The organism is Wenyingzhuangia gracilariae (genome assembly GCF_056387575.1).
In genome coordinates this window covers 1,854,865-1,876,791 of the sequence record NZ_CM150748.1, presented here as the reverse complement: position 1 = coordinate 1,876,791, position 21,927 = coordinate 1,854,865, and the positions used below count along the sequence as shown (strand labels likewise).

General features: G+C 31.1%; 22 protein-coding genes. 7 read left to right on the top strand and 15 right to left on the bottom strand.

Annotation, left to right across the window (positions count from 1 at the left end; all coding sequences use genetic code 11):
• Positions 1–104: 104 nt before the first annotated feature.
• The 6 genes from argH to ACY2IJ_RS08180 all read left to right on the top strand — a co-directional run bounded on the left by argH (position 105) and on the right by ACY2IJ_RS08180 (position 6,727).
• The gene (gene argH / locus ACY2IJ_RS08205; protein WP_476723879.1) at positions 105–1,385 is read left to right on the top strand and encodes an argininosuccinate lyase; all 1,281 of its coding nucleotides are present in this window, start codon (positions 105–107) and stop codon (positions 1,383–1,385) included.
• Positions 1,386–1,539: 154 nt separating this feature from the next.
• On the top strand, positions 1,540–2,568 hold the full coding sequence (locus ACY2IJ_RS08200) for a helix-turn-helix domain-containing protein (protein ID WP_476723878.1): 1,029 nt from the start codon (positions 1,540–1,542) through the stop codon (positions 2,566–2,568).
• A gap of 96 nt (positions 2,569–2,664) precedes the next feature.
• Positions 2,665–3,990, top strand: coding sequence for a sensor histidine kinase (locus ACY2IJ_RS08195; protein WP_476723877.1), 1,326 nt, complete (start codon positions 2,665–2,667; stop codon positions 3,988–3,990).
• On the top strand, positions 3,987–4,628 hold the full coding sequence (locus tag ACY2IJ_RS08190; RefSeq protein WP_476723876.1) for a response regulator: 642 nt from the start codon (positions 3,987–3,989) through the stop codon (positions 4,626–4,628). The genes ACY2IJ_RS08195 and ACY2IJ_RS08190 overlap by 4 nt, the downstream gene beginning before the upstream one ends.
• Positions 4,629–4,696: 68 nt before the next feature.
• On the top strand, positions 4,697–5,590 hold the full coding sequence (locus ACY2IJ_RS08185; protein WP_476723875.1) for a hypothetical protein: 894 nt from the start codon (positions 4,697–4,699) through the stop codon (positions 5,588–5,590).
• A gap of 33 nt (positions 5,591–5,623) precedes the next feature.
• Entirely contained in the window at positions 5,624–6,727 is a 1,104-nt protein-coding gene (locus ACY2IJ_RS08180; protein WP_476723874.1) for a hypothetical protein, read from the top strand.
• Between the two features lie 59 nt (positions 6,728–6,786).
• Here ACY2IJ_RS08180 and ACY2IJ_RS08175 read toward each other — a convergent pair whose 3' ends face one another.
• The 3 genes from ACY2IJ_RS08175 to ACY2IJ_RS08165 all read right to left on the bottom strand — a co-directional run bounded on the left by ACY2IJ_RS08175 (position 6,787) and on the right by ACY2IJ_RS08165 (position 8,277).
• Positions 6,787–6,996: a CDGSH iron-sulfur domain-containing protein gene (locus ACY2IJ_RS08175; protein WP_476723873.1), complete on the bottom strand. Its 210-nt coding sequence runs from the start codon at positions 6,994–6,996 to the stop codon at positions 6,787–6,789.
• A gap of 61 nt (positions 6,997–7,057) precedes the next feature.
• The gene (locus tag ACY2IJ_RS08170; protein ID WP_476723872.1) at positions 7,058–7,279 is read right to left on the bottom strand and encodes a CDGSH iron-sulfur domain-containing protein; all 222 of its coding nucleotides are present in this window, start codon (positions 7,277–7,279) and stop codon (positions 7,058–7,060) included.
• Positions 7,279–8,277 carry a Gfo/Idh/MocA family protein gene (locus ACY2IJ_RS08165; RefSeq protein WP_476723871.1) on the bottom strand — a complete coding sequence of 333 codons (999 nt, stop codon included), beginning with the start codon at positions 8,275–8,277 and terminating at the stop codon, positions 7,279–7,281. The genes ACY2IJ_RS08170 and ACY2IJ_RS08165 overlap by 1 nt, the downstream gene beginning before the upstream one ends.
• 133 nt (positions 8,278–8,410) lie before the next feature.
• Here ACY2IJ_RS08165 and ACY2IJ_RS08160 point away from each other — a divergent pair, with 133 nt between their 5' ends.
• Positions 8,411–8,962 carry a YbhB/YbcL family Raf kinase inhibitor-like protein gene (locus ACY2IJ_RS08160; protein WP_476723870.1) on the top strand — a complete coding sequence of 184 codons (552 nt, stop codon included), beginning with the start codon at positions 8,411–8,413 and terminating at the stop codon, positions 8,960–8,962.
• 75 nt (positions 8,963–9,037) lie between these two features.
• On the opposite strand, the gene lpdA is transcribed toward ACY2IJ_RS08160, so the two are convergent.
• The 12 genes from lpdA to ACY2IJ_RS08100 form a co-directional block, all read right to left on the bottom strand.
• Complete coding sequence (gene lpdA / locus ACY2IJ_RS08155; RefSeq protein WP_476723869.1) at positions 9,038–10,441, bottom strand: dihydrolipoyl dehydrogenase; 1,404 nt, start codon at positions 10,439–10,441, stop codon at positions 9,038–9,040.
• 112 nt (positions 10,442–10,553) lie between these two features.
• A complete protein-coding gene (locus ACY2IJ_RS08150) occupies positions 10,554–11,216 on the bottom strand; it encodes a CPBP family intramembrane glutamic endopeptidase (protein ID WP_476723868.1) in 663 nt (220 codons plus the stop codon).
• Positions 11,209–11,640 carry a DUF6146 family protein gene (locus ACY2IJ_RS08145; RefSeq protein ID WP_476723867.1) on the bottom strand — a complete coding sequence of 144 codons (432 nt, stop codon included), beginning with the start codon at positions 11,638–11,640 and terminating at the stop codon, positions 11,209–11,211. Before ACY2IJ_RS08145 ends, ACY2IJ_RS08150 begins: the two co-directional genes overlap by 8 nt.
• A 69-nt stretch (positions 11,641–11,709) precedes the next feature.
• On the bottom strand, positions 11,710–12,486 hold the full coding sequence (locus ACY2IJ_RS08140) for a DUF2490 domain-containing protein (protein ID WP_476723866.1): 777 nt from the start codon (positions 12,484–12,486) through the stop codon (positions 11,710–11,712).
• 65 nt (positions 12,487–12,551) lie between these two features.
• The gene (gene porY / locus ACY2IJ_RS08135; protein WP_476723865.1) at positions 12,552–13,838 is read right to left on the bottom strand and encodes a PorY family sensor histidine kinase; all 1,287 of its coding nucleotides are present in this window, start codon (positions 13,836–13,838) and stop codon (positions 12,552–12,554) included.
• Positions 13,825–14,511: a response regulator transcription factor gene (locus ACY2IJ_RS08130; protein ID WP_476723864.1), complete on the bottom strand. Its 687-nt coding sequence runs from the start codon at positions 14,509–14,511 to the stop codon at positions 13,825–13,827. The genes porY and ACY2IJ_RS08130 overlap by 14 nt, the downstream gene beginning before the upstream one ends.
• Positions 14,512–14,626: 115 nt before the next feature.
• Positions 14,627–16,672 (bottom strand): M3 family metallopeptidase, encoded by a 2,046-nt coding sequence (locus ACY2IJ_RS08125; RefSeq protein WP_476723863.1) that lies wholly within the window; start codon positions 16,670–16,672, stop codon positions 14,627–14,629.
• A gap of 6 nt (positions 16,673–16,678) precedes the next feature.
• The gene (locus ACY2IJ_RS08120) at positions 16,679–18,040 is read right to left on the bottom strand and encodes a DUF58 domain-containing protein (RefSeq protein ID WP_476723862.1); all 1,362 of its coding nucleotides are present in this window, start codon (positions 18,038–18,040) and stop codon (positions 16,679–16,681) included.
• A gap of 4 nt (positions 18,041–18,044) precedes the next feature.
• Complete coding sequence (locus tag ACY2IJ_RS08115; RefSeq protein ID WP_476723861.1) at positions 18,045–19,019, bottom strand: AAA family ATPase; 975 nt, start codon at positions 19,017–19,019, stop codon at positions 18,045–18,047.
• The gene (locus ACY2IJ_RS08110) at positions 19,007–20,248 is read right to left on the bottom strand and encodes a DUF4350 domain-containing protein (RefSeq protein WP_476723860.1); all 1,242 of its coding nucleotides are present in this window, start codon (positions 20,246–20,248) and stop codon (positions 19,007–19,009) included. The genes ACY2IJ_RS08115 and ACY2IJ_RS08110 overlap by 13 nt, the downstream gene beginning before the upstream one ends.
• Positions 20,248–20,940 carry a hypothetical protein gene (locus tag ACY2IJ_RS08105; RefSeq protein WP_476723859.1) on the bottom strand — a complete coding sequence of 231 codons (693 nt, stop codon included), beginning with the start codon at positions 20,938–20,940 and terminating at the stop codon, positions 20,248–20,250. Before ACY2IJ_RS08105 ends, ACY2IJ_RS08110 begins: the two co-directional genes overlap by 1 nt.
• Positions 20,937–21,914: a stage II sporulation protein M gene (locus tag ACY2IJ_RS08100; protein ID WP_476723858.1), complete on the bottom strand. Its 978-nt coding sequence runs from the start codon at positions 21,912–21,914 to the stop codon at positions 20,937–20,939. Before ACY2IJ_RS08100 ends, ACY2IJ_RS08105 begins: the two co-directional genes overlap by 4 nt.
• Positions 21,915–21,927 lie beyond the last annotated feature (13 nt).

Below are 21,927 nucleotides of genomic sequence, written 5' to 3'. Positions count from 1 at the left end.
AAAACAAATAACGGACTAAATTGTCCGATATAAATTTTAAATCCTCTCACTTTTAACATTACAACCTAAAAAACTATCTTTGCCCACACACAAAAAGAATCAAGATGAAACTTTGGGACAAAGGTTATGCAACCGACAAAAAGATTGACATTTTTACTGTAGGAAACGATAGAGAATTGGATTTGCAATTGGCGAAGTACGATGTACTTGGAAACATTGCTCAGACCAGAATGTTAAATGCTATTGGGACTATTACAGATGCTGAATTAGAAGGTTTGGTAGCCGAGTTAAACAACATTTTAAAAACGGTTGAAGATGGAACGTTTACCATTGAAGATTCTTTTGAAGATGTACACTCTAAAGTAGAGTGGTTGTTAACTGAAAAGTTAGGAGATGCAGGAAAGAAAATTCACACAGCACGTTCTCGTAATGATCAGGTTTTGTTAGATGTGCATTTGTATTCTAAAGATGCCATTTTGGAATTAAAAGATTGGGCTAAAAAATTGTTTGATTTATTGATTGAATTGGCTGAAAAATATAAAAATCACCTATTACCTGGTTACACGCATTTACAAGTGGCTATGCCATCTTCTTTTGGAATGTGGTTTTCTGCCTACGCTGAAAGTTTAATTGATGATGTGTACTTTTTAGATGCGGCTTACAAAGTTGCAGATCAAAATCCTTTAGGTTCTGCAGCAGGATACGGTTCTTCTTTCCCTATTGATAGAGAAATGACTACTAAAGAATTAGGTTTTGAGAACTTAAAAGTAAACTCAGTAGCGGCTCAAATGGGACGTGGTAAATTAGAAAAATCTATTTCTTTTGCCATTGCAAGTTTATCAGCAACTTTGGCAAAAATGAGTATGGATATCTGTTTGTATATGAGTCAGAATTTTGGTTTTGTTACCTTTCCTGATGAATTAACAACAGGTTCTAGTATTATGCCTCACAAGAAAAATCCAGATGTGTTTGAATTGATTCGTGGAAAGTGTAACAAATTACAAGCGTTGCCATACGAGTTAACGTTAATTACCAACAATTTACCAAGCGGATATCACCGTGATTTACAATTGGTAAAAGAAGGATTAATTCCATCGGTATCTACCTTAAAATCTTGTCTAGATATGATGGTGTTCTCTTTAGAAAACATCATTATCACAGAAAACATTGTAGAAGATGATAAGTACAAATACATTTTTAGTGTAGAAGAAGTAAATGCTTTGGTACAAGCAGGAACTCCTTTTAGAGATGCTTATAAAATTGTAGGTGTTAAAATTCAGAATGGAGAATTTAAACCAGATTTAAATGTAAATCACACCCATATTGGTTCCGTAGGAAATTTAAGATTAGATTTGATCAAAGAAAAAATGGAAGCATGTTTTTAAAATAAATATAAAAAACAACATTTGTTAAAAAGAGGAAGATGGTTTATCTTCCTCTTTTTTTTGATACATGGAGTTTTTAAATAGCATAGCAAGCATTCAAATTTTGTTTTTCTTTTTTCTATTATTTAGGAAAGAGAATATACTGAATAAACTTTTGGCTCTTATTATTTTAATACCAGGGTTTAATTTTATTTCTAATACAATTAATCTGTTAGGGGGTAGTGCCAATGCTCCTTTTTTATACGGAAGCCTTTTCTTTTTTGTGCAAGGAACCTCTCTGTTGTTTGCACCCTTAGTATTTTACTATACAAGCCTAATGTGTGGTAAAAAAGTAAAACTAACCTATGGCTTGTTTTGGGTAACAGGATTGATTATTTGCTATAATTTTTATCAGTTTTTAGAGTTTTTTAGTTTGCCTGAAAACTTAAAGATTCAATTTCTAGAAGGCCTTAAAAACGAAGAGTTTCCTTTAGGACAATTGGTAATTAATTTGTTGTTTATTGTAATGCAACAAGTTTATTTTACAATAGCTGCTATTAGAGTTTTTAAGTTTAAGAATAAAATAAAAGATGTGTTTTCTACAAGAAGTACGCTTAAAGTAGGCTTTGTTCAAAATTTTATTACCCTAGTTTGGGTGTTAAACATTATAAGTTTGATTTTATATGCGACAATTCCAATGTATTTGGTAGAGTATATTGTACTGCCTTTGGTAATTATTTGCATCAACTTTTTTATTGTTTATTTTGCTTTTGAATACCGAGTAATTTTTAACAAAGACACCTATGCTATTTTTTTAAAAGATTTAAAATTATTGGATTTAAACAACATACCAGACTCCAAAATAGAGATCAGCAAACGAGAGTTACACGCAAATGATATTATGGAGTTTTTAAAAAGTAATAAAACGTATTTAAATCCAGATTATACCATTTTTGATTTGGCAAAAGATTTAAATACCTCTCAGCAATTAGTTTCTTCAATTATTAATAAAGAAATGCAACAATCTTTTTCTAGATTGATAAATCATTACAGAGTAGAAGAGTCTAAAGTTCTTTTAAAAGAAAAATCAGATACCATTACTATAGAAGCTATCTCTGAACTTTCTGGATTTAAAAGTAGAGCTTCTTTTTACAGAGCTTTTAAAAATGAGACACAACAGACTCCTTCTCAGTATTTATCGTAGTTGAACTGTCTCAATCCTATTTTTTGAGACATCTTTTTCTAACTTTTGTAAATAGGATTGTTTTTCATAAAATACTTTTACCATTCATTGTATTTTATGAATTTGGTAGAGCTACTTAGTCATCCTAATGAAAATGGTATTTTAGAATTTGTTCTAGGAGTACTTTTTATATTATCCATTTATCATTTGTTTTTGTTTTTTCAGAACAAAGACAAGGCTTATTTGTATTATTCATTATATACGTTTTTAACCATTTTTGGTTACATCTGTTTGGCCAAAAACAATATTACTGCGCAAATTATAGCTCCAATTCAAAGTAGTTTAGAAAAATTTGATGTGTATTCTAAGTTTCTTTACAATGCTATGTATTTTGTGTTTGCGTTTGAATTTGTAGGAATTAGGAGCAAATCTAAAAAATGGACTCAATACATTTTCTATCCCTTAATTTTTATTGTTTTTGTGGGAACTGTAGCACAAGTTCTATCTTTAATAACCCAGAATAACAGCTATATTTTTAACACATTTCATCTGTTTTTTATACCTGCCATTTTTGTGCCTACAATTATTGGGTATATAGCTTTGTTTAAGTTTTCGTTTATAGGTAAAAGTTATATTATTTGGGGTTCTTTTATTTTGTTTATAAGCTCTATGACAGGGGTTTTGTTGCATCATGTTTTGGGGAGCAATGAAACAAATGAAATACGATTTACAGTTTTTTACATAGGTTTAATTTTAGAAAACATTTGTTTTTCACTAGCCATAGGTTACAAGCACAAATTGGTCTTAGAACAGAACCAAAAAAGAGAGCAATTGTATTTGCAAAAAATGTTAAACAGCCAAGAAGAAGAAAGAATACGAATAGCCAAAGAATTACATGATGGTATTGTGCAAAAAATAGGAACGGTTATTTTGTGCATGAGAAATAATGTAAAAGATTTATCCGAAGAAAAACGAACAACCATTGTTTCAGAATTGTCCTACATAAACCAAGATTTAAGAAATGTATCTCATAGAATGATGCCAAAAGCATTGACAGACCTAGGGTTAAAATTTGCACTGATGGATTTGCTAGAATCTAGTTTTCAGTATACCGATATTGGTTTTGAGTTTAATGATTTTAATGTAGATCATAGATTCGATTCTAAGATAGAACACAATTTATACAGAATATCTCAAGAACTTATTCAAAATATCATCAAACACAGCAAAGCCAAAAGAGTTTCTTTTTTGTTGTTAAAAAACAAAACCAATGTGTTGCTAAAGGTAGAAGATGATGGAGTAGGTTTTCCTGTTTTAGAATTAAAAAAAGGAGTAGGATTAGACAATATTCAAACAAGAGCAACCTTGTTACAAGGAAAAGTTTCAATAGAGTCTAATCTTGGAAAAGGAACAATAATAACGGTTAAAATTCCATGGAAATGATAAAAGTTTTAGTAGCCGATGATCATCCGTTAATGGCACAAGGTATTAAAAACAGCTTAGCAACAACAACAGAAATACAAGTAGTAGCCATTGTTAGTAACGGAAAAGAAGCAATTGATTTTTTAGAGCAAAATAAGGTTGATGTTATTTTGTTAGATATTGAAATGCCAGAAATAAATGGAATCGATTGTGCAAAATATATTTTAAAACACAACATTTCTACTAAAGTTATTATGTTGTCTATGTATCAAGAAAAATCAATTGTAAAAATGTTGTACGATTTTGGAGTACATGGTTATTTGTTAAAAACAACCACATCATCTGTATTAATAGATGCAATTATAGAAGTACAAAAAGGAGATAAAATTTTTGAACAAAATTTTACAGATTCTACATCTAGTCAATCAAAAATACTGAATACAGCCAATCAAAATCAAAAAATAGTAAAAGAGTTGTCTAAAAGAGAAATAGAGGTTTTAAAAGAACTTTCTAAAGGGTTTACCAATAAAGAAATAGGAGAAAACCTTTGCATAAGCCCAAGAACTGTAGATACGCACAGAACCAATTTAATGAAAAAAATAAATGTACATAACGTAGCAGGTCTTATAAGGTTTACTTATGAAATGGGCTTGTATTAAAAATACGGTAAATACCGTATTTACAAACGTTGTTTTAAGCCATTCCTTTGTTTCTAAAATTAACGATTATGATGAAAAAACCATTTTTTTTAAAACCATTTTTATTCTTAAGTCTATTTTTAAGTGTGTTAACAAGTTGTTCATCTGATGAGTCTGACAACTCCATAGACACCAAAGAATTAACCACAGCGCAAACAGAGTTTATAAACCTTTTAAAATCTAAATATCCTACCCAAGTAGTTCAGTTTAACACAGAAACGGCTATAGAAAATGCTCCTTTTGTAACCAATCAAAAATTAACGTTTACATTTTCAAGTTCTGGAATGTTGTTAATAGACACCAATCCAGCAAAAAATGATGGAGATGAAATTGAGTTACCTGTTTTTACTATAAGCGGAAAAGAATATGTTTGGAAAGATGCTAAAAACGATGTGTCTTATGCGTTGTCTTTAACGGCAGAAAATTTTATAAACGAAATCAATGTTTTTAAAACATCAACCAATACGTTATATGCTTCTTTAATAACTGTAGTAACAGATATTGTAACAGAAAATCCTGGAGAAAACAAAATAGAATCTTATTACTTTTTTACAGATGATAATATAGAATGTGCACCAGTATCACAAAGCAAACCCTTGGTATCTACTGTTCATATTATTTCCAAGCCATGTCAATCAAGCAGTGCTGCTTTAACCTTTTATTTCGATTTAATGAAATCGATCAATACAGGAACTTACACAGTTTTAGCATCTGAAGGAATTAACGTTACTCCAGGAGAAGGAAAAGCAACCATTGTTTTTTATAGCCACGATTCTAAAAATTGGTTTGCACAATCGGGAACCGTTACGGTAACCACTAATAGTAACGATGAATCTAAAATAGATGTAACGTTTAAAGACTTGGTAATGAAAGCAGAAGATGGAACAGAAACTACATTTACAGGTCAGATTATAGGGGTGTAAAAACAACAATAAGCAACAACTAAAACTAAAAACATGAAAACAAGATTACTATTAATTGCTATGTTGACTATTTCATTAGCAAATGCTCAACAAATTTCAGAGGTAAAACTAAAAACCAGAGAGTTTGGATTAAAGAAAGCAAAAAAAGAAACTAAAAAAGTATTTATAAAATCGTTTAATATTTACTACGAGGTTTATAAAGAAGCCGTTGATTATAAAAACGGATACAATGGAACCAGAGGTAAAAAAGTAGGATCTGCTACAGCAAGAGCCGCTGTTGGATTAGATGGTGTTCAAAAAGATGACATTCAGGAAAAAACAGATTTACTATATAAGGAATTTGTAAATGATTTTACATCTAAAGGTTATGAAATAATTACTGCTGATGAAGCAAGCAAAATAGAAACTTTTGAGGGGTGGGAAAAAGCAACAGGACCTTTTGTAAGAGAATCTGAATTGCCAGGAGTGCTAACTTGTGTTCCTAATGGATATTCATATTTATTTAAAAACAGATCTAAGGTATCAAAAAAGTTAAATCAAGTTTTTAAAGGTCTTAAAACTCCCGTTATTTCTAAAGAGTTAGACAATGCTTTGGTGATAGATGTTAACGTGTATATTATGTTTTCTGAAATTGCATCTAAAGGTTTTAATTTAGGAAGTTTAGACAAAGTAGCCAAAGTAAAAATAAATACAAATTTAAGATTGGCTAATAATTACACAGTACAATCACCTAAAGAACCAACCAAATTAGGGGTCTTTGGGAGTATAGGTATTAAAGGAGCTATGACATCAAAAAATATTACCTCTTCTGTAGATGTTGTTTACGGAAAAGCAAAAATAGCAGCAAGTGCTATAGGTCAATACAACGGAGGAATTAAAAAGTCTATTGAGATTCAGGGAGTGATGAAAAAAGACAAGATAAGAGCTTACCAAAGGCAACAAACGGTAGTGCCAACTTCTTTTTCTAATAACTATCAGCAAATAGGGGGAATGACATTAGTAACTGTGGAAAACAGATTTTCTAAAAATGCAACCTGGATAAAAGTAGACAGTAAAAAATACGCAGAAGGATTGTACAATGCAAGTAGTGCATTTTTAAAGGCAAATACAGAGGAAATTTTAGATAAAGTTAATTAATGTTTTAGGTGAACAAGGGGACAAAAAGCCTATGAAGTTTTCTTCATAGGCTTTTTTATTTATGAGTTGTGACTTCCATCACAATAAGGTTTGTTGCTGCTTTTTCCACAACCACATAAGGCAACATCACCATCTTTTTCAGCAGTAAATAAAATAGGTTTTCCACCTCCTTTAGTTGCGTGTGCGCTGTCGCAAAAGGGCATAACAGCAGAATGTCCACAAGTACAATATTTATAAGTTTTTCCTTTTTTTAATTCTATTACAGGCATTTATAAGTTGTTTTTGTTAAGTATTAAAACTAACCAGAAATAACTTTAGAAAGACTATAAATTAGTGTGATCCATCACAGTAAGGAGCGTTTTGGGTACTGCCACAAGTACACAAGAATGTTTTTTCATTTTTAGGTACTTTAAACAGCAAAGGTTTGTGTTGTGTTCCTTTATGGCTACCATCACAATAAGGTTTGGTTATGCTGTGATTACAAGTACAATATGCATAGGTTTTATCTTTAATAAGATAACAAGCTTTGGGTGTGGGAATTGGTGTTTTCATTATTTAGAAATATGGATCCATTTATTTTCTTTAGAACTTTTAAATAAATGATCAATTACAATCATATTATTTAAAGCATCTTGTAAAGGAGTGGGTACTTTTGTGTTGTCCAAAATGGCTTTAGAAAATGCATCTCCTTGCAGTGTGTATTGATTGCATTTTTCAAAATTAAGATCTTTGTTTTCTAGTGAGTTTATTAAGGTGATTTTGCTATTATTGTCTTTGTTTGGAATAAAAGAGTGTGGAATTTCTATTCCTCCTTTAGTTCCAAGAACTTCGGCATATTCTCTTTTTAAAAGTTGGGTAGAACAGGTAAATGTAGCGGTACCTTTAGGGAATTGTAATATAGCCGATACCATATAGTCTGTTTTTAATACAGGATCGTAGTTTATATTTGCACTTACTTTTATAGGTTCCTCTTCAAACAAAAATCTAGATAAAGAAATGCAATAACACCCTACATCTAACAAGCTCCCTCCTCCAATTTCTGCAATATTTCTAATGTTTGTTGGGTCTACATTGTAATAAGTAAAACAACTGTGAATGTTTTTTAATTGACCTATTGCTCCACTCTTAATTTGTTCTTTTACAACATTCCAACGCGGATGAAAACGATACATAAATGCTTCCATTACTTTTAATTGGGGATGTTTTTTAGTTTCGTTTATCAGATTGATAACTTCATTTGCGTTTAATCCAATAGGTTTTTCACACAACACATGCTTGCCTGCTTTTAAGGCTTTTAAAATCCATTCTACATGCATATGGTTGGGTAGCGGAATGTAAACAGCTTGAATAGTAGAGTCTGCTAACAATTCTTCATAACTACCATATGCTGTAGGAATTTTTAAAGATTGTGCAATTTGGGTAGCTTTTTTAATATTTCTAGATGCAATGGCTTTAATTTCGGAATAAGTACCTAATTGCATGGCCGGAATTACTTTGTTAATAGCAATATTTGCTGTGCTTAATACTCCCCAAGCTATTTTTGTATTCATAGAATGTTTTTTAAAAGATGAAGTTTGTAGTAAAGATAAAATTAAAAATAGGATTGGTGTGGTTTTACATAAGAACAAACACCATTCTTTAGGCTTGAATTGTTAACTTTAAACTTGATAAAAATAAAATGAAATGAAGAACAAAACGTATCAATTAAGCTTGTTTTTCCTAATGTTGGGAACTACATTATTTGCTCAAAAAACATTTACATTAACCAGTAAAACTTTAGGAGGGCAAGCAACCATTACAGAAGAATTTAATGGATTTGGATGTACAGGTAAAAATGAATCGCCACAATTGTCTTGGAGCAATGCTCCCCAAGGAACTAAAAGTTTTGCAGTTACCATGTACGATCCTGATGCTCCTACGGGAAGTGGATGGTGGCATTGGGTAGTGTTTGATATTCCTGCCAATGTAAATGAGTTGGTAAGCAATGCTGGAAGTATAGCATTAAAATTAGCTCCCAAAGGTGCTGTGCAAAGTATTACAGATTATGGAAAACCTGGTTATGGAGGTCCTTGTCCGCCAGAAGGACATGGAATGCATCAATACATAATTACAGTACATGCCTTAAAAACAGATAAGTTAGGGTTAAATGCCAATACCAATCCTGCTACAGTTGGTTTTTATTTGTGGAACAACACTTTGGCTAAAGCTAGTATAGTGACGTATTATAAAAGATAATTACGCTAATTGTTCGTATAAAAAAATCCCTCTTGATATTTTCAAGAGGGATTTTTTAGGTTTTTATCTTAATTTTTAAGCATGAATTGCTCTGTCTCCAGTAGCAGCCAAACAAGCTTCTCTAATAGCTTCTGTATAGGTTGGGTGTGCATGAGACATTCTAGCAACATCTTCTGCCGATGCTCTAAATTCCATAGCCACCACAGCTTCTGCAATCATATCTGCAGCTCTTGCTCCAATCATATGAACACCTAAAATTTCATCGGTAGTAGCATCTGCTAAAACTTTTATTTGTCCATCGGTATCCATAGAAGCTCTTGCTCTACCCAAAGCTCTCATGTTAAAAGAACCAGATTTGTAAGCAATACCTTCTTCTTTTAATTGTTCTTCTGTTTTACCAACAGCAGCAACTTCTGGCCAAGTATATACTACACCAGGAATTAAGTTGTAGTTAATGTGTGGTTTTTCACCAGCAATCAATTCCGCAACCATGGTTCCTTCTTCTTCTGCTTTGTGAGCCAACATAGCACCTTTTACTACATCACCAATAGCATAAATATTTTCGATGTTGGTTTGTAAGTGTTCGTTGGTTTCTATTTGTCCTCTTTCGGTAGTTTTAATTCCAATATTGTTTAGTCCTAATCCTTTGGTAAAAGGAACACGACCTACAGAAATTAAAGAGTAATCTCCTTCAAAAACTACTTCTTCTCCTTTTTTATTGTCTGCAGTAACTTTTACTCCATCACCAGTATTGGTTACTGAGGTTACTTTGTGACTTACAAAGAATTTTAAGCCTTGTTTCTTTAAAGATTTTTGCAATTCTTTAGACAACATTCCATCCATTCCAGGAACAATTTTAGGCATGTATTCAATTACAGAAACTTCTGCTCCTAAACGCTTGTAAACCTGTCCTAATTCCAATCCAATGACTCCACCACCAATTACAATTAAGTGTTTTGGGACTTCTTTTAATTTTAAAGCTTCGGTAGATGTAATGACTCTTTCTTTATCAATATTAATAAAAGGAAGAGATCCTGGTTTAGATCCTGTAGCAATAATGGTTTTTGCAGATTCAATTTTTTCTACAGAACCATCATTTTTATGAATGTTGATGTGTGTTGTGTCAAAAAACTCTCCACGACCTTCATAAACATCAATTTTATTTTTGTCCATTAAAAAATCAATTCCAGCACAAGTTTGAGAAACAACTTGACCTTTGCGTTCAATCATTTTAGGAAAATCTAAAGTAACATTGTCTACACCAATTCCATGTTTGTCAAAATGAGACAAGGCATCGTGATAATGGTGAGATGAATCTAATAAAGCTTTAGAAGGAATACATCCTACGTTTAAACATGTACCACCTAAAGTGCTGTACTTTTCTATAATAGCAGTTTTTAATCCTAATTGTGCGCAACGTATAGCTGCTACATATCCTCCGGGTCCAGAACCGATAACGGTTACATCGTACTTGTTCATGAAAGTGTGTTTTTTCTTGTGTATAACAAAAGTAAATAATAAAGGTTAAGTGTTTAAATCAAAATATACCAAATAACGTTTTTGTGCTTTTTGTTGATTTTTTAATACGTAGTTAAATAGGAAAACCAATCATTTTACCCATTCCCACAGTAAACAACCAGCTACCGTATATAAAATGTTCTATGCTTACCCAAAAGAACGATTTTGTTTTTTGATAGGTATACGCAAAAATATAACCTCCAATAAAGGTAATAAACAATACCAAAACACTATTAAACATTAAATGGGCAATGGAAAAGACCAAGGCATTGATTATAAAAAAAGTGTGTTTGTTTTTAAATAAAAATCGATATCGTTTAAAATAAAAGACTCTGTAGATAAATTCTTGAGGAATTACAGAAAAAAATAAGTAGATACAAATCATTTTTAACCATAAATCAGTTTGTGTTAAAACAGATTTGAAAAGCAAGTTTTTATCAATATACAAAACATATAAAATAGTAATTATAGCTACAACTATTAAACGAAAAGTGGCTTTTAACCAAAAGTTTTTGGGTTTGATTTGTTGTCGCTTTTTAAACAAACTTGCCCTGTGCTTGTAGCTTAAAAAAATTAGGTAACAAAAAATAAAAGGAGCAAAACTTAAACGAATGTTTAACGGAATAGAATTGATGCCTAAAAAAATAGGATAGAAAACAAATAAGAATAAAAATTCTATAATTCTTTTTTGAGTACGACTGGGTTGTTTGTAAGAGGCAATAAGTTTGCTAACCATTAGATAAGTTTTGACGATACTTTTGTTGGAAATAAACAAAGTAATTATACAACAGATAATTTACTTCGTATCCATAATCTATAGTAGAGTCGTAATTAATTTGCATGGTATACAAATCAGAAGAATAAATTAAGGGTTGATTTACACGTGCATTCCACGTAGTTACCAACTGATTGTTTTTTATTTCTAAATAAGATTGACTATAAAATCCTCTTTGTTTGGCAGTGCTCATTAACCAAAAGTTAAAACCTTGGTCTAAAATAATAATTTCGTAGTTAGATGCTTTGTGAACAATTTTAATGGTGTCTGTTACACTAATGTCTTTGGGAATTTCTTTTTGATGAATTGATTGATAAGAACTGCAATGAAATGCTGTAATTAAAAATATAAATACACAAAGAGTTTTTAAAATTTTAGAAAACATAATCTACGATTTTCTTTAAAATTACAAAAAAAGAGCTGTTTATCAATTGGATAAACAGCTCTTGCTTTTTTAGATATGAAATAGGTTGTTTAACATAATATCAATAGCTAAATAATGAGTGTCTTTAGAAAATTGTGTCCCTAATAAATTATTCATATAACCTATATTAAAGGTTGCTTTTTGTTTAGGGAATAACATCGAATAATATAAAGAAAATCTACTTTCATGATATTCTAACGAACTCCATTTTTCAGCCCGACTTGTCGCAAATAATAATTCTGTAGTAAAAATTATCTTTTGTTTAGGGCTTAACGATTTACTAAGTTTTCCTGCAATCCTAGATCTAAATTGAAATGATTCATGATAGGGAGTAAAATTACTATTATAAAACCAACGAAATTCAGGTCTATAGGTCAAAGAAAAATCTAATTGACGGATTTTTGTTAAATAAGAAAAACGGGCGTAAGTCCTTATTTCTTGCCTAGATAAAGATTTATCTCTATCATAAGGGAGGGTTAAATGGTAAAAATTTTGCCATCTATAACTCAAAGCTCCAGAATATTTCCAATGCTCTTTAAAATGATGACTAATTTCTTGATTTATAACATAAAGAGCACTCTTGTCAAAAGGATTAGAATTATCAATAGTACTAGAGGAACTGTGTCCTATATAAGTTGCTGAAGAAACTGTTTTACTCTTGTTTAAGTTTTGTTTAAGTCCCAATGCAAACCAGCTAACTGTGTTTACATCCACCCCTAAACCAGGAGGGGTGATTTGAGAAAAACAAGTTAGCTTTAAACAAAATAGAAAAAGAATGGTGGTCGTTTTACAATTAAAATATTTCATTTTGTGTATAATTTTTAAATTATACAACAAAGAAATAATTGAATTATGGAAAGAATAGGGAATTGTTAACTAATAGTGAAATTAATGTTAAAGAAATGTGAATTTTCTTTAAAGGAATAAACAATTGAAAAACCATATAAATCTGAAATTGCTTTTACAATAGCCAATCCTAAGCCAGAACCATCTGTTTTGTTAGTAGATTTATGAAAGCGATTAAAAATTTGATTAGCATCTAAAGATTTGTTTATACCTGCGTTTTTTATGGTGAAAGAATTGGTGTCAATAAAGATTTCAATAGAGCCATTATTGGTGTTATGAATAATAGCATTTTTAATTAAATTTGAAACAATAATATTGGCCAAGGCAATGTCTATTTCTATAGATAATTGAGCAGTTTCTTTACAGGAAATAGAAATGTTTTTATATGAAGAAAAATCCTGTAAATGGGCTAGAATGTCATATGTAGTTTTGTTTATATTGACGATTTTATTATTTAAAAAATGTTTGTTGTCTATTTTAGACAATAGCAATAAAGATTTATTTAGCTGAACAAGTTTTTGAATGCTTCTAAAAACATCAGAAACCGTATTTGCTTGTTGTTTGTTAAGTTGTTCATCTTCTAAAAGTAATTCTAATTTGTTGGTGGTAATTGCCAAAGGAGTTTGTAGCTCGTGAGAGGCATTTCCTATAAATTGTTTTTGTTGTTCAAAAACAGCTAAATTTTGTTCAAGTAAAGTATTTACGGCTCTTTGCAAATCCATAAACTCCTTTGTTTCCGTTGTTATTTTGGGGAGTTTTTGGGTGTTTCCTAGCTTGTAAATTTTTAACTGATTTAAAAAACTATAAAACGGATGCCATAGTTTTTTAAGCATAATATTGTTAATCAATATAATACTTAAAACCAAAAATAAGTAGAGTACCACAATGTCATACAATAATTCTTTAATTAAATCGTCTTCCTCTACCATAGAGTTGGCAATGTTTAACAAATAGTAATTGTTGTTAATTGTAAAGGCAGTTGTTAGCATTCTAACAGGTTCAGATTCTGGTGCTTCATCATCAAAATCTTGCATGTACAATAACGTGTCTTTGTACTGGTCTTTAATTGTAAAAGCTTCTTTTTTGTTTATTTTATGAATGGTAAAAAAACTTTCATCAAAGTAAGTTTTGGTTAAGATAGTGGGATCTTTTTTAGCATTCTGAATGATGATTCTTTTATAGTTTTCTAAGCCTTCATCAATGCTTTTTTTTATCTCTTGCAACATGTTTAAGTAAAATACAACCGCCCATAATGTAATAATAATGAGTATAGAGCCAGAAAGGTACTTAAGAGATTGATTAAGGAGTTTCATTTTCTACTATTTTATATCCTACTCCATAAACAGCTTCAAATTTTATTTGAGCTTTAGATTCTTGTAGCTTTTTTCGGATATTTTTTATTTGATAATAAATAAAATCAAAATTATCTACTTGGTCTATTTGGTCTCCCCAAACATGTTCTGCCAATGCAGTTTTGGTGATTAATCTATTTTTATTCAGGAAAAAATAAGTAAGAATATCAAATTCTTTTCTGTTTAAAGGGATGTTTTTGTCATCAATAGTAAGTAATCGTTCATCTAGATTTAACTGTGTGTTGTAAAACTGAAGAATATTTTTTTCATCTAAATTGTTTCTGCGAAGTACGACTTTAATACGGGCATTTAATTCTGCTAAATGAAAAGGCTTTGTTAAATAATCATCAGCACCTAATTCTAACCCTGTTAGTTTGTCCTCTAAAGAATCTTTTGCTGATATGATAATTACATGTTGGCCTTTTCCTGTTTTTCTTAATAGAGATAAAATATCCAATCCACTCCCATTAGGCAACATAATATCTAATAAAATACAATCGTAATTATAAACAAATACCTTATTTATAGCCGTATTGTAATCCGATGCAGTTTCTACCAAAAACTGTTCTTTTTCTAAAGAATTCTTAATGTTATCTAATAATTCAGGCTCGTCTTCAATAATTAAAATTTTCATGCTTTAAAGTTGATATTGGAATCTGGAAAGAAATGGGAATTTAAGCATTGTATTAAAATTAAAAAGCTGATTATATAGCAAGTATAAACAGCTTTTTTAGTGTGTGATATTATGTTTACAACAATCCTGCTCTTTTTAGCAAAGCATCGGGTTTGGGTTCGTGACCTCTAAATTGTTTGTACAAGTCCATCGGTTTTTGTGTCCCTCCTTGGCTAAGTACAAAGTCTTTAAATTTTGTAGCGGTGTCTCTATTAAAAATGCCTGTTTCTTTAAAATATTCAAAAGCATCCGCATCTAAAACTTCTGCCCATTTGTATGAATAATATCCTGCCGAATAGCCACCTTGAAAGATGTGAGAAAAAGCAGTACTCATACAGTTTTCTTTTACATCAGGATATAATTGCGTGCTTTTAAAAGCCTCGGTCTCAAATTCTTTCACGCTTTTCACGTTGTTGCTGTCATTACTAAACAGCCTCTGGCTGTGCCATGCCATGTCTAAAAGACCAAAACTCAATTGTCTTAACGTTTGTAGCCCTTCTAAAAAGTTTGATGCTTTTTTAATTTTCTGAATCAATTCGTTCGGAATTACTTCTCCTGTTTTGTAATGTTTGGCAAATAATTCCAAAGCTTCTTGTTCAAAACACCAGTTTTCCATGACTTGGCTTGGTAATTCCACAAAATCCCAAGAAACCGAAGTTCCAGATAAGCTAGGGTAGGTGGTGTTGGCTAGCATACCGTGTAAAGCATGTCCAAACTCGTGAAACAAAGTAGTTACTTCGTTAAAAGTTAACAAACTTGGTTTGCTTGCTGTAGGTTTGGTAAAATTGCAAACAATAGAAATGTGAGGTCTAGAGTTTTCGCCATCTAAAATCCATTGGCTTTTGTAGCCTGTTTTCCAAGCTCCGTTTCTTTTTCCTGGTCTAGGATGAAAATCAGCATAATAAACCGCTATAAAATTGCCTTTCTCATCGGTAACTTCATAGGTTTTAACATCTTTATGATATTTTTCTATATTGTTTACCTCTTTAAACTGCAATCCGTACAAGCGTTTGGCAATTTCAAAAGAACCGTTAATTACGTTTTCTAATTGAAAATAAGGTTTTAAAATTTCCTCATCAAAGTCGAATAGTTCTTGTTTTAATTTTTCACTGTAATAAGCACCATCCCATTTCTGAAAATCTTCAATTCCATCTTTTTTACGAGCAAAGTCTTTTAGTTGATTGTATTGTTCTAAAGCTTTAGGTTTTGCTTTTTGCAACATGTTTTCTAAGAAATCGGTTACTTTATCAGCAGATTCAGCCATACGTTCTTCTAAAACAAAATGAGCATGGCTTTTATAACCTAACAATTCTGCTCTTTTGGCACGCAATTCAACAATTTTTAAAACAATTTTTTCGTTATTGTTTTTGTTGTCTTGAAATCCTTTTTTTCCGGCAGCAATGGCTAGTTCTTTACGTAGCTCTCTATTGTCTGCATAGGTTAAAAAAGGAATGTAACTAGGAAAGTCTAAGGTAAACACCCAACCTTCTTTGTTTTTTTCTTTGGCTGTTTGTGCAGCATCTTCAATAGCCCCCTCTGGCAAACCACTTAGGTCTTTTTCATTACTAATATGTAGTTCGTAGTTTTGGGTTTCTGCCAATACGTTTTCACCAAAGGTTAAAGATAGTTTGGAAAGCTCCGTGTCTATTGCTCTTAACGTTTCTTTATCGGCATTATTTAAATTGGCACCATTGCGTGAAAAACCTTTGTATTTTTTTTCTAACAATGTTTGTTCCTCAATAGTTAAGTCTAAAGAAGTACGTTGTTCATAAACAGCTTTTACACGTTTAAACAATTCCTCGTTTAAACTAACATCATTAGAAAAAGCGGTTAAAATTGGAGAAACCTCTTGTGCAATTTTTTGCATTTCATCGTTGGTTTCTGCCGAGTTTAAATTGAAGAAAATAGAAGAAATTCTACTTAAGGTATGACCAGAAAAATCTAAAGCTTTAATGGTGTTTTCAAAAGTAGGGGCTTCGCTATTATTGGTAATTTCATCAATTTCTTCTTTGGCCTTTTTAATGGCTTGTTCAAAAGCAGGTTTGTAGTGTTCGTTTTTTATTTGCTCAAAAGGAGCTGTACCGTAAGGGGTGTTAAATGCTTGTAAAAGTGGGTTGCTCATGTTCTTTTATATTAATCCTTTAGATTTAATTTCTATATACTTATTAATGGAGTCTATGGTTAAGTTTTCGGGAGTTGTTAAAATAGAGTTTACTCCGTATTTACTTAACTCTAAAACCATTAATTCTTTGTCGTAAATAAATTTTTCTGCGACCGTTTTTTTGATGACTTCTTGTTCTGTACTTACTTTTTTGTTAGCAAGTTCTAAAATTTCTGTATTCTTAAAGAAAATAACAATAAGTATATGACTTTTGTTAATGGCTCTAAGATAACTCATTTGCCTTTCCAATGCATCCATGCTATCAAAATTGGTGTATAGCAATAGCAGGCTACGTTGTCTTATGTTTTGTTTAATGGCACTGTATAAAATTCCAAAATCGGTTTCTTCGTAATTTGTTTTTACATTGTACAAGGCTTCCAAAATCATACCTAATTGATGATTTCTTCTTTCTGCTGACACATAGTCATTGATGTTTTTTGAAAATGAAAACAAACCTGCTTTGTCTTGTTTTTGAATAACTACATTGCTAACAATTAAAGATGTGTTAATGGCATAATCTAACAAGCTAAGTCCGTTAAAAGGCATTTTCATGGTTCGTCCTCTGTCAATTAACATGTAAATGTTCTGAGCTTTTTCATCTATAAACTGATTGACCATTAACTGGTTTTTTTTAGCCGTTGCTTTCCAGTTAATGTCTTTAATATTATCGCCTTGTACGTATTCCTTAATTTGTTCAAATTCAAAAGAATTTCCAATTCGTCTTACTTTTTTAATTCCATATGCAGAAGATAAACTGTTGATGGTTTTTAAATCGAACTGCTTTAATTTTAAAAAAGAAGGATAGGTTTTGGTAACTGTTTCTTGTCCTAAAACATATTTTTTAGTGACCATATTTAAAACAGAATGCACAAAAATGTGGGTGTGTCCAAAATGGTATGCTCCTCTTTCTGTAGGAACTACATTGTATGAAAGGGTTTTAGAACTTTGTGCCGTTAGTTTGGTGCTTAGGTTAAAATTTCTAATTTGAAATTGAGCAGGAAGTTCATCAATAACTTCTATAAAAACATCTAAAGTATAGTTGTTTTTTAGTTGTATGTTGATGGTGTTTTGATCTCCGTTAGATAATTTTTCGGGCAGTGTTCTGGTGGCTTCAATTCCGTTTTGAATTCTAAAAACTAAGTAAATATCAAAACAAACAATTCCTATAAAAACTACAAATAGCAGTTGGCTAAGGAGGTAGAGTTCTTTGATGAAAAAACTAAGAACAAACAAAACCACAAATCCAGACAATAGGTAAAAGAACAAATTGTTTAGATAAATGCTTTGATAAGCCTTTTTTAGTTTGTTTAGAAAAGAGGTTTCTTGCATAGAATTAACTTGGTATTTCGGTAGATTGAATACTATCGTTAATAATTTGAGCAGCCGTAATTCCTTCCATTTCTCTTTCTGGAGTTACAATTACTCGGTGTTGCAATACAGGAACGGCAATTTGCTTAATATCTTCAGGAGTTACAAAATCTCTTCCGTTAATGGCAGCAAATGCTTTGGATGCTTTTAACAAGGCAATAGAGGCTCTTGGCGAGGCTCCTAAATACAAAAAGGAGTTGCTACGAGTACTCACCACAATATCTGCAATGTATTTAATTAGGTTTGGTTCTACAATAACTTGTTTTGCAAGTTGCTGATAAGCCAATATTTGTTCTTTGCTAATGCTTTCCGAAACAAAATCTAATTTAGGTTGTGTTGCTTGGTGCTCTCTGTTGATGATTTCTATTTCATCGTTTAAGTTAGGGTAGTCTACGGTAATTTTAAACAAAAATCGGTCTAGTTGAGCTTCGGGTAATCGGTAAGTTCCTTCTTGGTCTACAGGGTTTTGCGTAGCAACTACAAAATATGGCGATTCTAAATCATACTTAGTTCCATCAATAGTTACTTGTTGTTCTTCCATTACCTCAAACAAAGCAGCTTGTGTTTTTGCAGGAGCTCTGTTAATTTCATCAATTAAAATAAGGTTAGAAAAAATAGGTCCTTTTTTAAATTCAAATTCCGATTTTTTCAAATCAAAAATAGAAGTTCCTAACACATCCGATGGCATTAAATCTGGAGTAAACTGAATTCTTTGATAGTCTATAGACAATGTTTTGGCCAACAGTTTTGCTGTTACTGTTTTGGCAACTCCAGGCACACCTTCTATTAACACGTGTCCTTCGCACAACAAGGCGGTTAATAACAAATTAACCATGTGTTTTTGACCAACTATAACTTTAGAAATTTCTTGTTTTATGGTGTTAATTCCTTGGTGTAGTTCGGTTAAATCTATTCGGTTGCTAAATTCTAATTCTTCCATGCGTTTGTATTTTTGTTAAAGTCTTCTATTTCTTTATTTAATTTTTTTAAGAGAATTATAGAGGAACTGTCTCTATGTTTAAGGGTGTTGATAAAACGGATTAATTCTTTGGTTTTTTGCAAATCGTAACCCGATTTTAAACTTAGTTGTTTGGCCAGTTTCTCGTTGGTGTTGTCGGTAATCAGATTGTACTTTTGACGAATGTTTTTATAAAAAATATTTATTTTATGATGAATCATCGGCTGAAAATTATCGGCTTCTTCATATAAAACAGAAATGGTTTCTACAAAGTCTAAACTGGTGTTTCTTACTTTAGGAATTATAGGAATAATTCTTTGTTTTCTTTTTGCGTTTATCAATAAAAACAAGCCAATTCCTACAAGTATTAATATCCAAGCAAAGTAAAGTTCTTTCTGTTTTTTAATAAATCGTAAAGGGCTATTTTCTAAGTCTGGATTTCCTTTGTAATTGCTCTCAAAATACAGAGTGTTAAAAGTTGTTTTGTTAGCAATAATTGCATCAGGAAACATAGAAAGTAACTGATTTATGTATTGTGTGTTTGGCATTTCTAGCAAATAATAATTGCTAAAAATTTTGGGTTGTGTGTGTAAATAGAATCGTCCTTTTTTATAGGGAACTTCAATAAAATTAGTGAGAATTTTAAAGGGTTCATTTTTAGGAGCGTAACTAACAGTTCCTAGAGATGTAAGATGTGTACTGTCTTTAAAATATCCTTGATAAAATTTGAGTTTCTTTTCAGTTTTTAAAAAATACTTAGAGTGATGTAGGTTGATGTATAAAGAATCTACGTTGTTTAACTCTTTGCTTTTAAAGCTTTTTAAAAGATGTAGACTATCTAACAATTCATCAGCAAAAGTATTGGCACTAATAAAGGCTGTGTTTCCGTTTCCAATAAATTTTAATAGTTGGTTTCTAGAGGCTTTATCGGGCAAAAAAGCCTCATCAATATTAAAGTATAAGTTGTTTTGTTCTTTTTTAATAGATGGGTTTTCTTGTTGAAATTCGTAAAACGTGTTTTTAAGCGTAACAATTTTTTGAGAAGTAAATACTTTGTTTAATTGATCGTAAAATACTTTTACATCAAAAGGGTTTTTGTTTTGCTCGTTATAGGTTTTATCCCAAATAATTTTTTTGGGGCTAAGACTGTCTATAAGAATGACCAACAATACAATTACAATTCCTAGAATAATAAATCCTTTCTTTTTCATTAGGCAAGGTCTTTTAGTAATTGTTGGTAGCTAATTTCAATTTTTTGATACGCTTCTTGATCAATCACAAACTCACCATACCAAATATAATTGTAGTAATAAGAAACACTTTTAAAACGAGTGTTATAAGAAGTGTCTTCTATTTCTAGTTGATAATCGGCATTGGTTTTAAGATTGCTAAGTTCTATAATTTCTTTTTCCGATAATTTTTGCAACACCCATAAATAATAATACTTAACAGCCAATCTGTAATTGGTTTGTGCCAGTGCTTGTTTTACAAGAATATCAAAATTGGCAGATTCAATTTCTTCCACTTCGTTTTCATACGTTAAAGTATTGTTTTGTTTTTTTCTAAAAAGCCAAGTACCTTCTTTGTAAAAAATCATGCGTGCAATTATATAAATGGCAGCTATAATTATTAAAAAGTAAAAAACAAGTTTGGTGTAATAGATACTTGTACCTCCTAAACCTAATTTTTTATAAAGATTGTAGATAAGTTGTGCCAACCATAGTTTAAATTCAAGCCAAAAAGAAGGTTCTTGTTCTTTATAATTATAATCTGATGAAGTATAGGCTTCTTTGTAGTTTTCTGGAATTTTTCTAGAAACCTTTGCAATGCTATCGTTTGTAGCTTTGGATACGCTAACAAACATTAACAAAATTAGGTTGATGGGTTTGTTGATGAATCTCATAGCATAGAGGAATCTAAAGTTACTTTTTTAGCTATTTTATGTGGATAGATTAAGAAATAGTAAGAAATAAGACTTAAGGTTCCTATAATAATGGCAAAGGCCAAAATAGTAGGCATGCTATTTCCGTACCTAGATACAAATCCTTCTAAAAAACCAGCAGCAATGGTAAAAGGAAAGGTGCTGATGATGATTTTAATTCCATTTCGCATTCCTTCTTTAAAAGAGTCTATTCTTTTTAAAGATTTAGGAAACAAAATACTGGCTCCTAAAATTAGACCTACGGCTCCTTCTATCACAATGGCAAAAATTTCCATGGCACCATGAATCCAAATTCCTTTTACACTTTGCAGTAACACACCTTGTTCTGCAAAAAAGTATTGAAAAGCTCCTAACATAATTCCGTTCTGCAGCAGTACATAAGCCGTTCCTATTCCTCCGGTAATTCCAAAAGCAAAGGCTTTTAAACCTACATACAGGTTGTTAAAAGTAATTCCAATAAAGCTTCCCCAATTAGAACCCGATTTGTAAATGGCTGTTGGATTTCCGTTTTTAATGTTTTCTAAAGTTTGATTTACATACCCATTAGAAAGAATTAAACGAACAAAACTATCATCATAAATAGCAGAAATAAGACCAATTCCTACAGACAATCCAAAAATGATGAATGAATAATAAATATATTTTTTATAGGTATAGAGCAACAAAGGCACATCAATTAAGAAAAACTGTAAAAGTCTGTTTTTGTCCTCCTTTTTAGATTTGTATATTTTTTGAAAAGCTAAAATGGTTAAATGATTTAAATACACCACCAACTTGCTTTTTTTGTAGTATGTTTGAGCAAAAGCTAAGTCATTAATTAAGTGCAGATAAAGTTTAGACAATTCTTCTGGATGCGCTATGTTTTTTTCTTTGATTGCGCTTTCAAAACGCAACCATTTTTCTTTATTTTGTTTAATAAATGCAATCTCTCTCATAGAGTATCAAATT

Bases quoted from the DNA above. Each gene is read 5' to 3' on its own strand.
- argH (WP_476723879.1), top strand. From the start codon at position 105: ATGAAACTTTGGGACAAAGGTTATGCAACCGACAAAAAGATTGACATT.
- ACY2IJ_RS08195 (WP_476723877.1), top strand. From the start codon at position 2,665: ATGAATTTGGTAGAGCTACTTAGTCATCCTAATGAAAATGGTATTTTA.
- ACY2IJ_RS08190 (WP_476723876.1), top strand. From the start codon at position 3,987: ATGATAAAAGTTTTAGTAGCCGATGATCATCCGTTAATGGCACAAGGT.
- ACY2IJ_RS08185 (WP_476723875.1), top strand. From the start codon at position 4,697: ATGATGAAAAAACCATTTTTTTTAAAACCATTTTTATTCTTAAGTCTA.
- ACY2IJ_RS08180 (WP_476723874.1), top strand. From the start codon at position 5,624: ATGAAAACAAGATTACTATTAATTGCTATGTTGACTATTTCATTAGCA.
- ACY2IJ_RS08175 (WP_476723873.1), bottom strand. From the start codon at position 6,996: ATGCCTGTAATAGAATTAAAAAAAGGAAAAACTTATAAATATTGTACT.
- ACY2IJ_RS08170 (WP_476723872.1), bottom strand. From the start codon at position 7,279: ATGAAAACACCAATTCCCACACCCAAAGCTTGTTATCTTATTAAAGAT.
- ACY2IJ_RS08165 (WP_476723871.1), bottom strand. From the start codon at position 8,277: ATGAATACAAAAATAGCTTGGGGAGTATTAAGCACAGCAAATATTGCT.
- ACY2IJ_RS08160 (WP_476723870.1), top strand. From the start codon at position 8,411: ATGAAGAACAAAACGTATCAATTAAGCTTGTTTTTCCTAATGTTGGGA.
- lpdA (WP_476723869.1), bottom strand. From the start codon at position 10,441: ATGAACAAGTACGATGTAACCGTTATCGGTTCTGGACCCGGAGGATAT.
- ACY2IJ_RS08150 (WP_476723868.1), bottom strand. From the start codon at position 11,216: ATGGTTAGCAAACTTATTGCCTCTTACAAACAACCCAGTCGTACTCAA.
- ACY2IJ_RS08145 (WP_476723867.1), bottom strand. From the start codon at position 11,640: ATGTTTTCTAAAATTTTAAAAACTCTTTGTGTATTTATATTTTTAATT.
- ACY2IJ_RS08140 (WP_476723866.1), bottom strand. From the start codon at position 12,486: ATGAAATATTTTAATTGTAAAACGACCACCATTCTTTTTCTATTTTGT.
- porY (WP_476723865.1), bottom strand. From the start codon at position 13,838: ATGAAACTCCTTAATCAATCTCTTAAGTACCTTTCTGGCTCTATACTC.
- ACY2IJ_RS08130 (WP_476723864.1), bottom strand. From the start codon at position 14,511: ATGAAAATTTTAATTATTGAAGACGAGCCTGAATTATTAGATAACATT.
- ACY2IJ_RS08125 (WP_476723863.1), bottom strand. From the start codon at position 16,672: ATGAGCAACCCACTTTTACAAGCATTTAACACCCCTTACGGTACAGCT.
- ACY2IJ_RS08120 (WP_476723862.1), bottom strand. From the start codon at position 18,040: ATGCAAGAAACCTCTTTTCTAAACAAACTAAAAAAGGCTTATCAAAGC.
- ACY2IJ_RS08115 (WP_476723861.1), bottom strand. From the start codon at position 19,019: ATGGAAGAATTAGAATTTAGCAACCGAATAGATTTAACCGAACTACAC.
- ACY2IJ_RS08110 (WP_476723860.1), bottom strand. From the start codon at position 20,248: ATGAAAAAGAAAGGATTTATTATTCTAGGAATTGTAATTGTATTGTTG.
- ACY2IJ_RS08105 (WP_476723859.1), bottom strand. From the start codon at position 20,940: ATGAGATTCATCAACAAACCCATCAACCTAATTTTGTTAATGTTTGTT.
- ACY2IJ_RS08100 (WP_476723858.1), bottom strand. From the start codon at position 21,914: ATGAGAGAGATTGCATTTATTAAACAAAATAAAGAAAAATGGTTGCGT.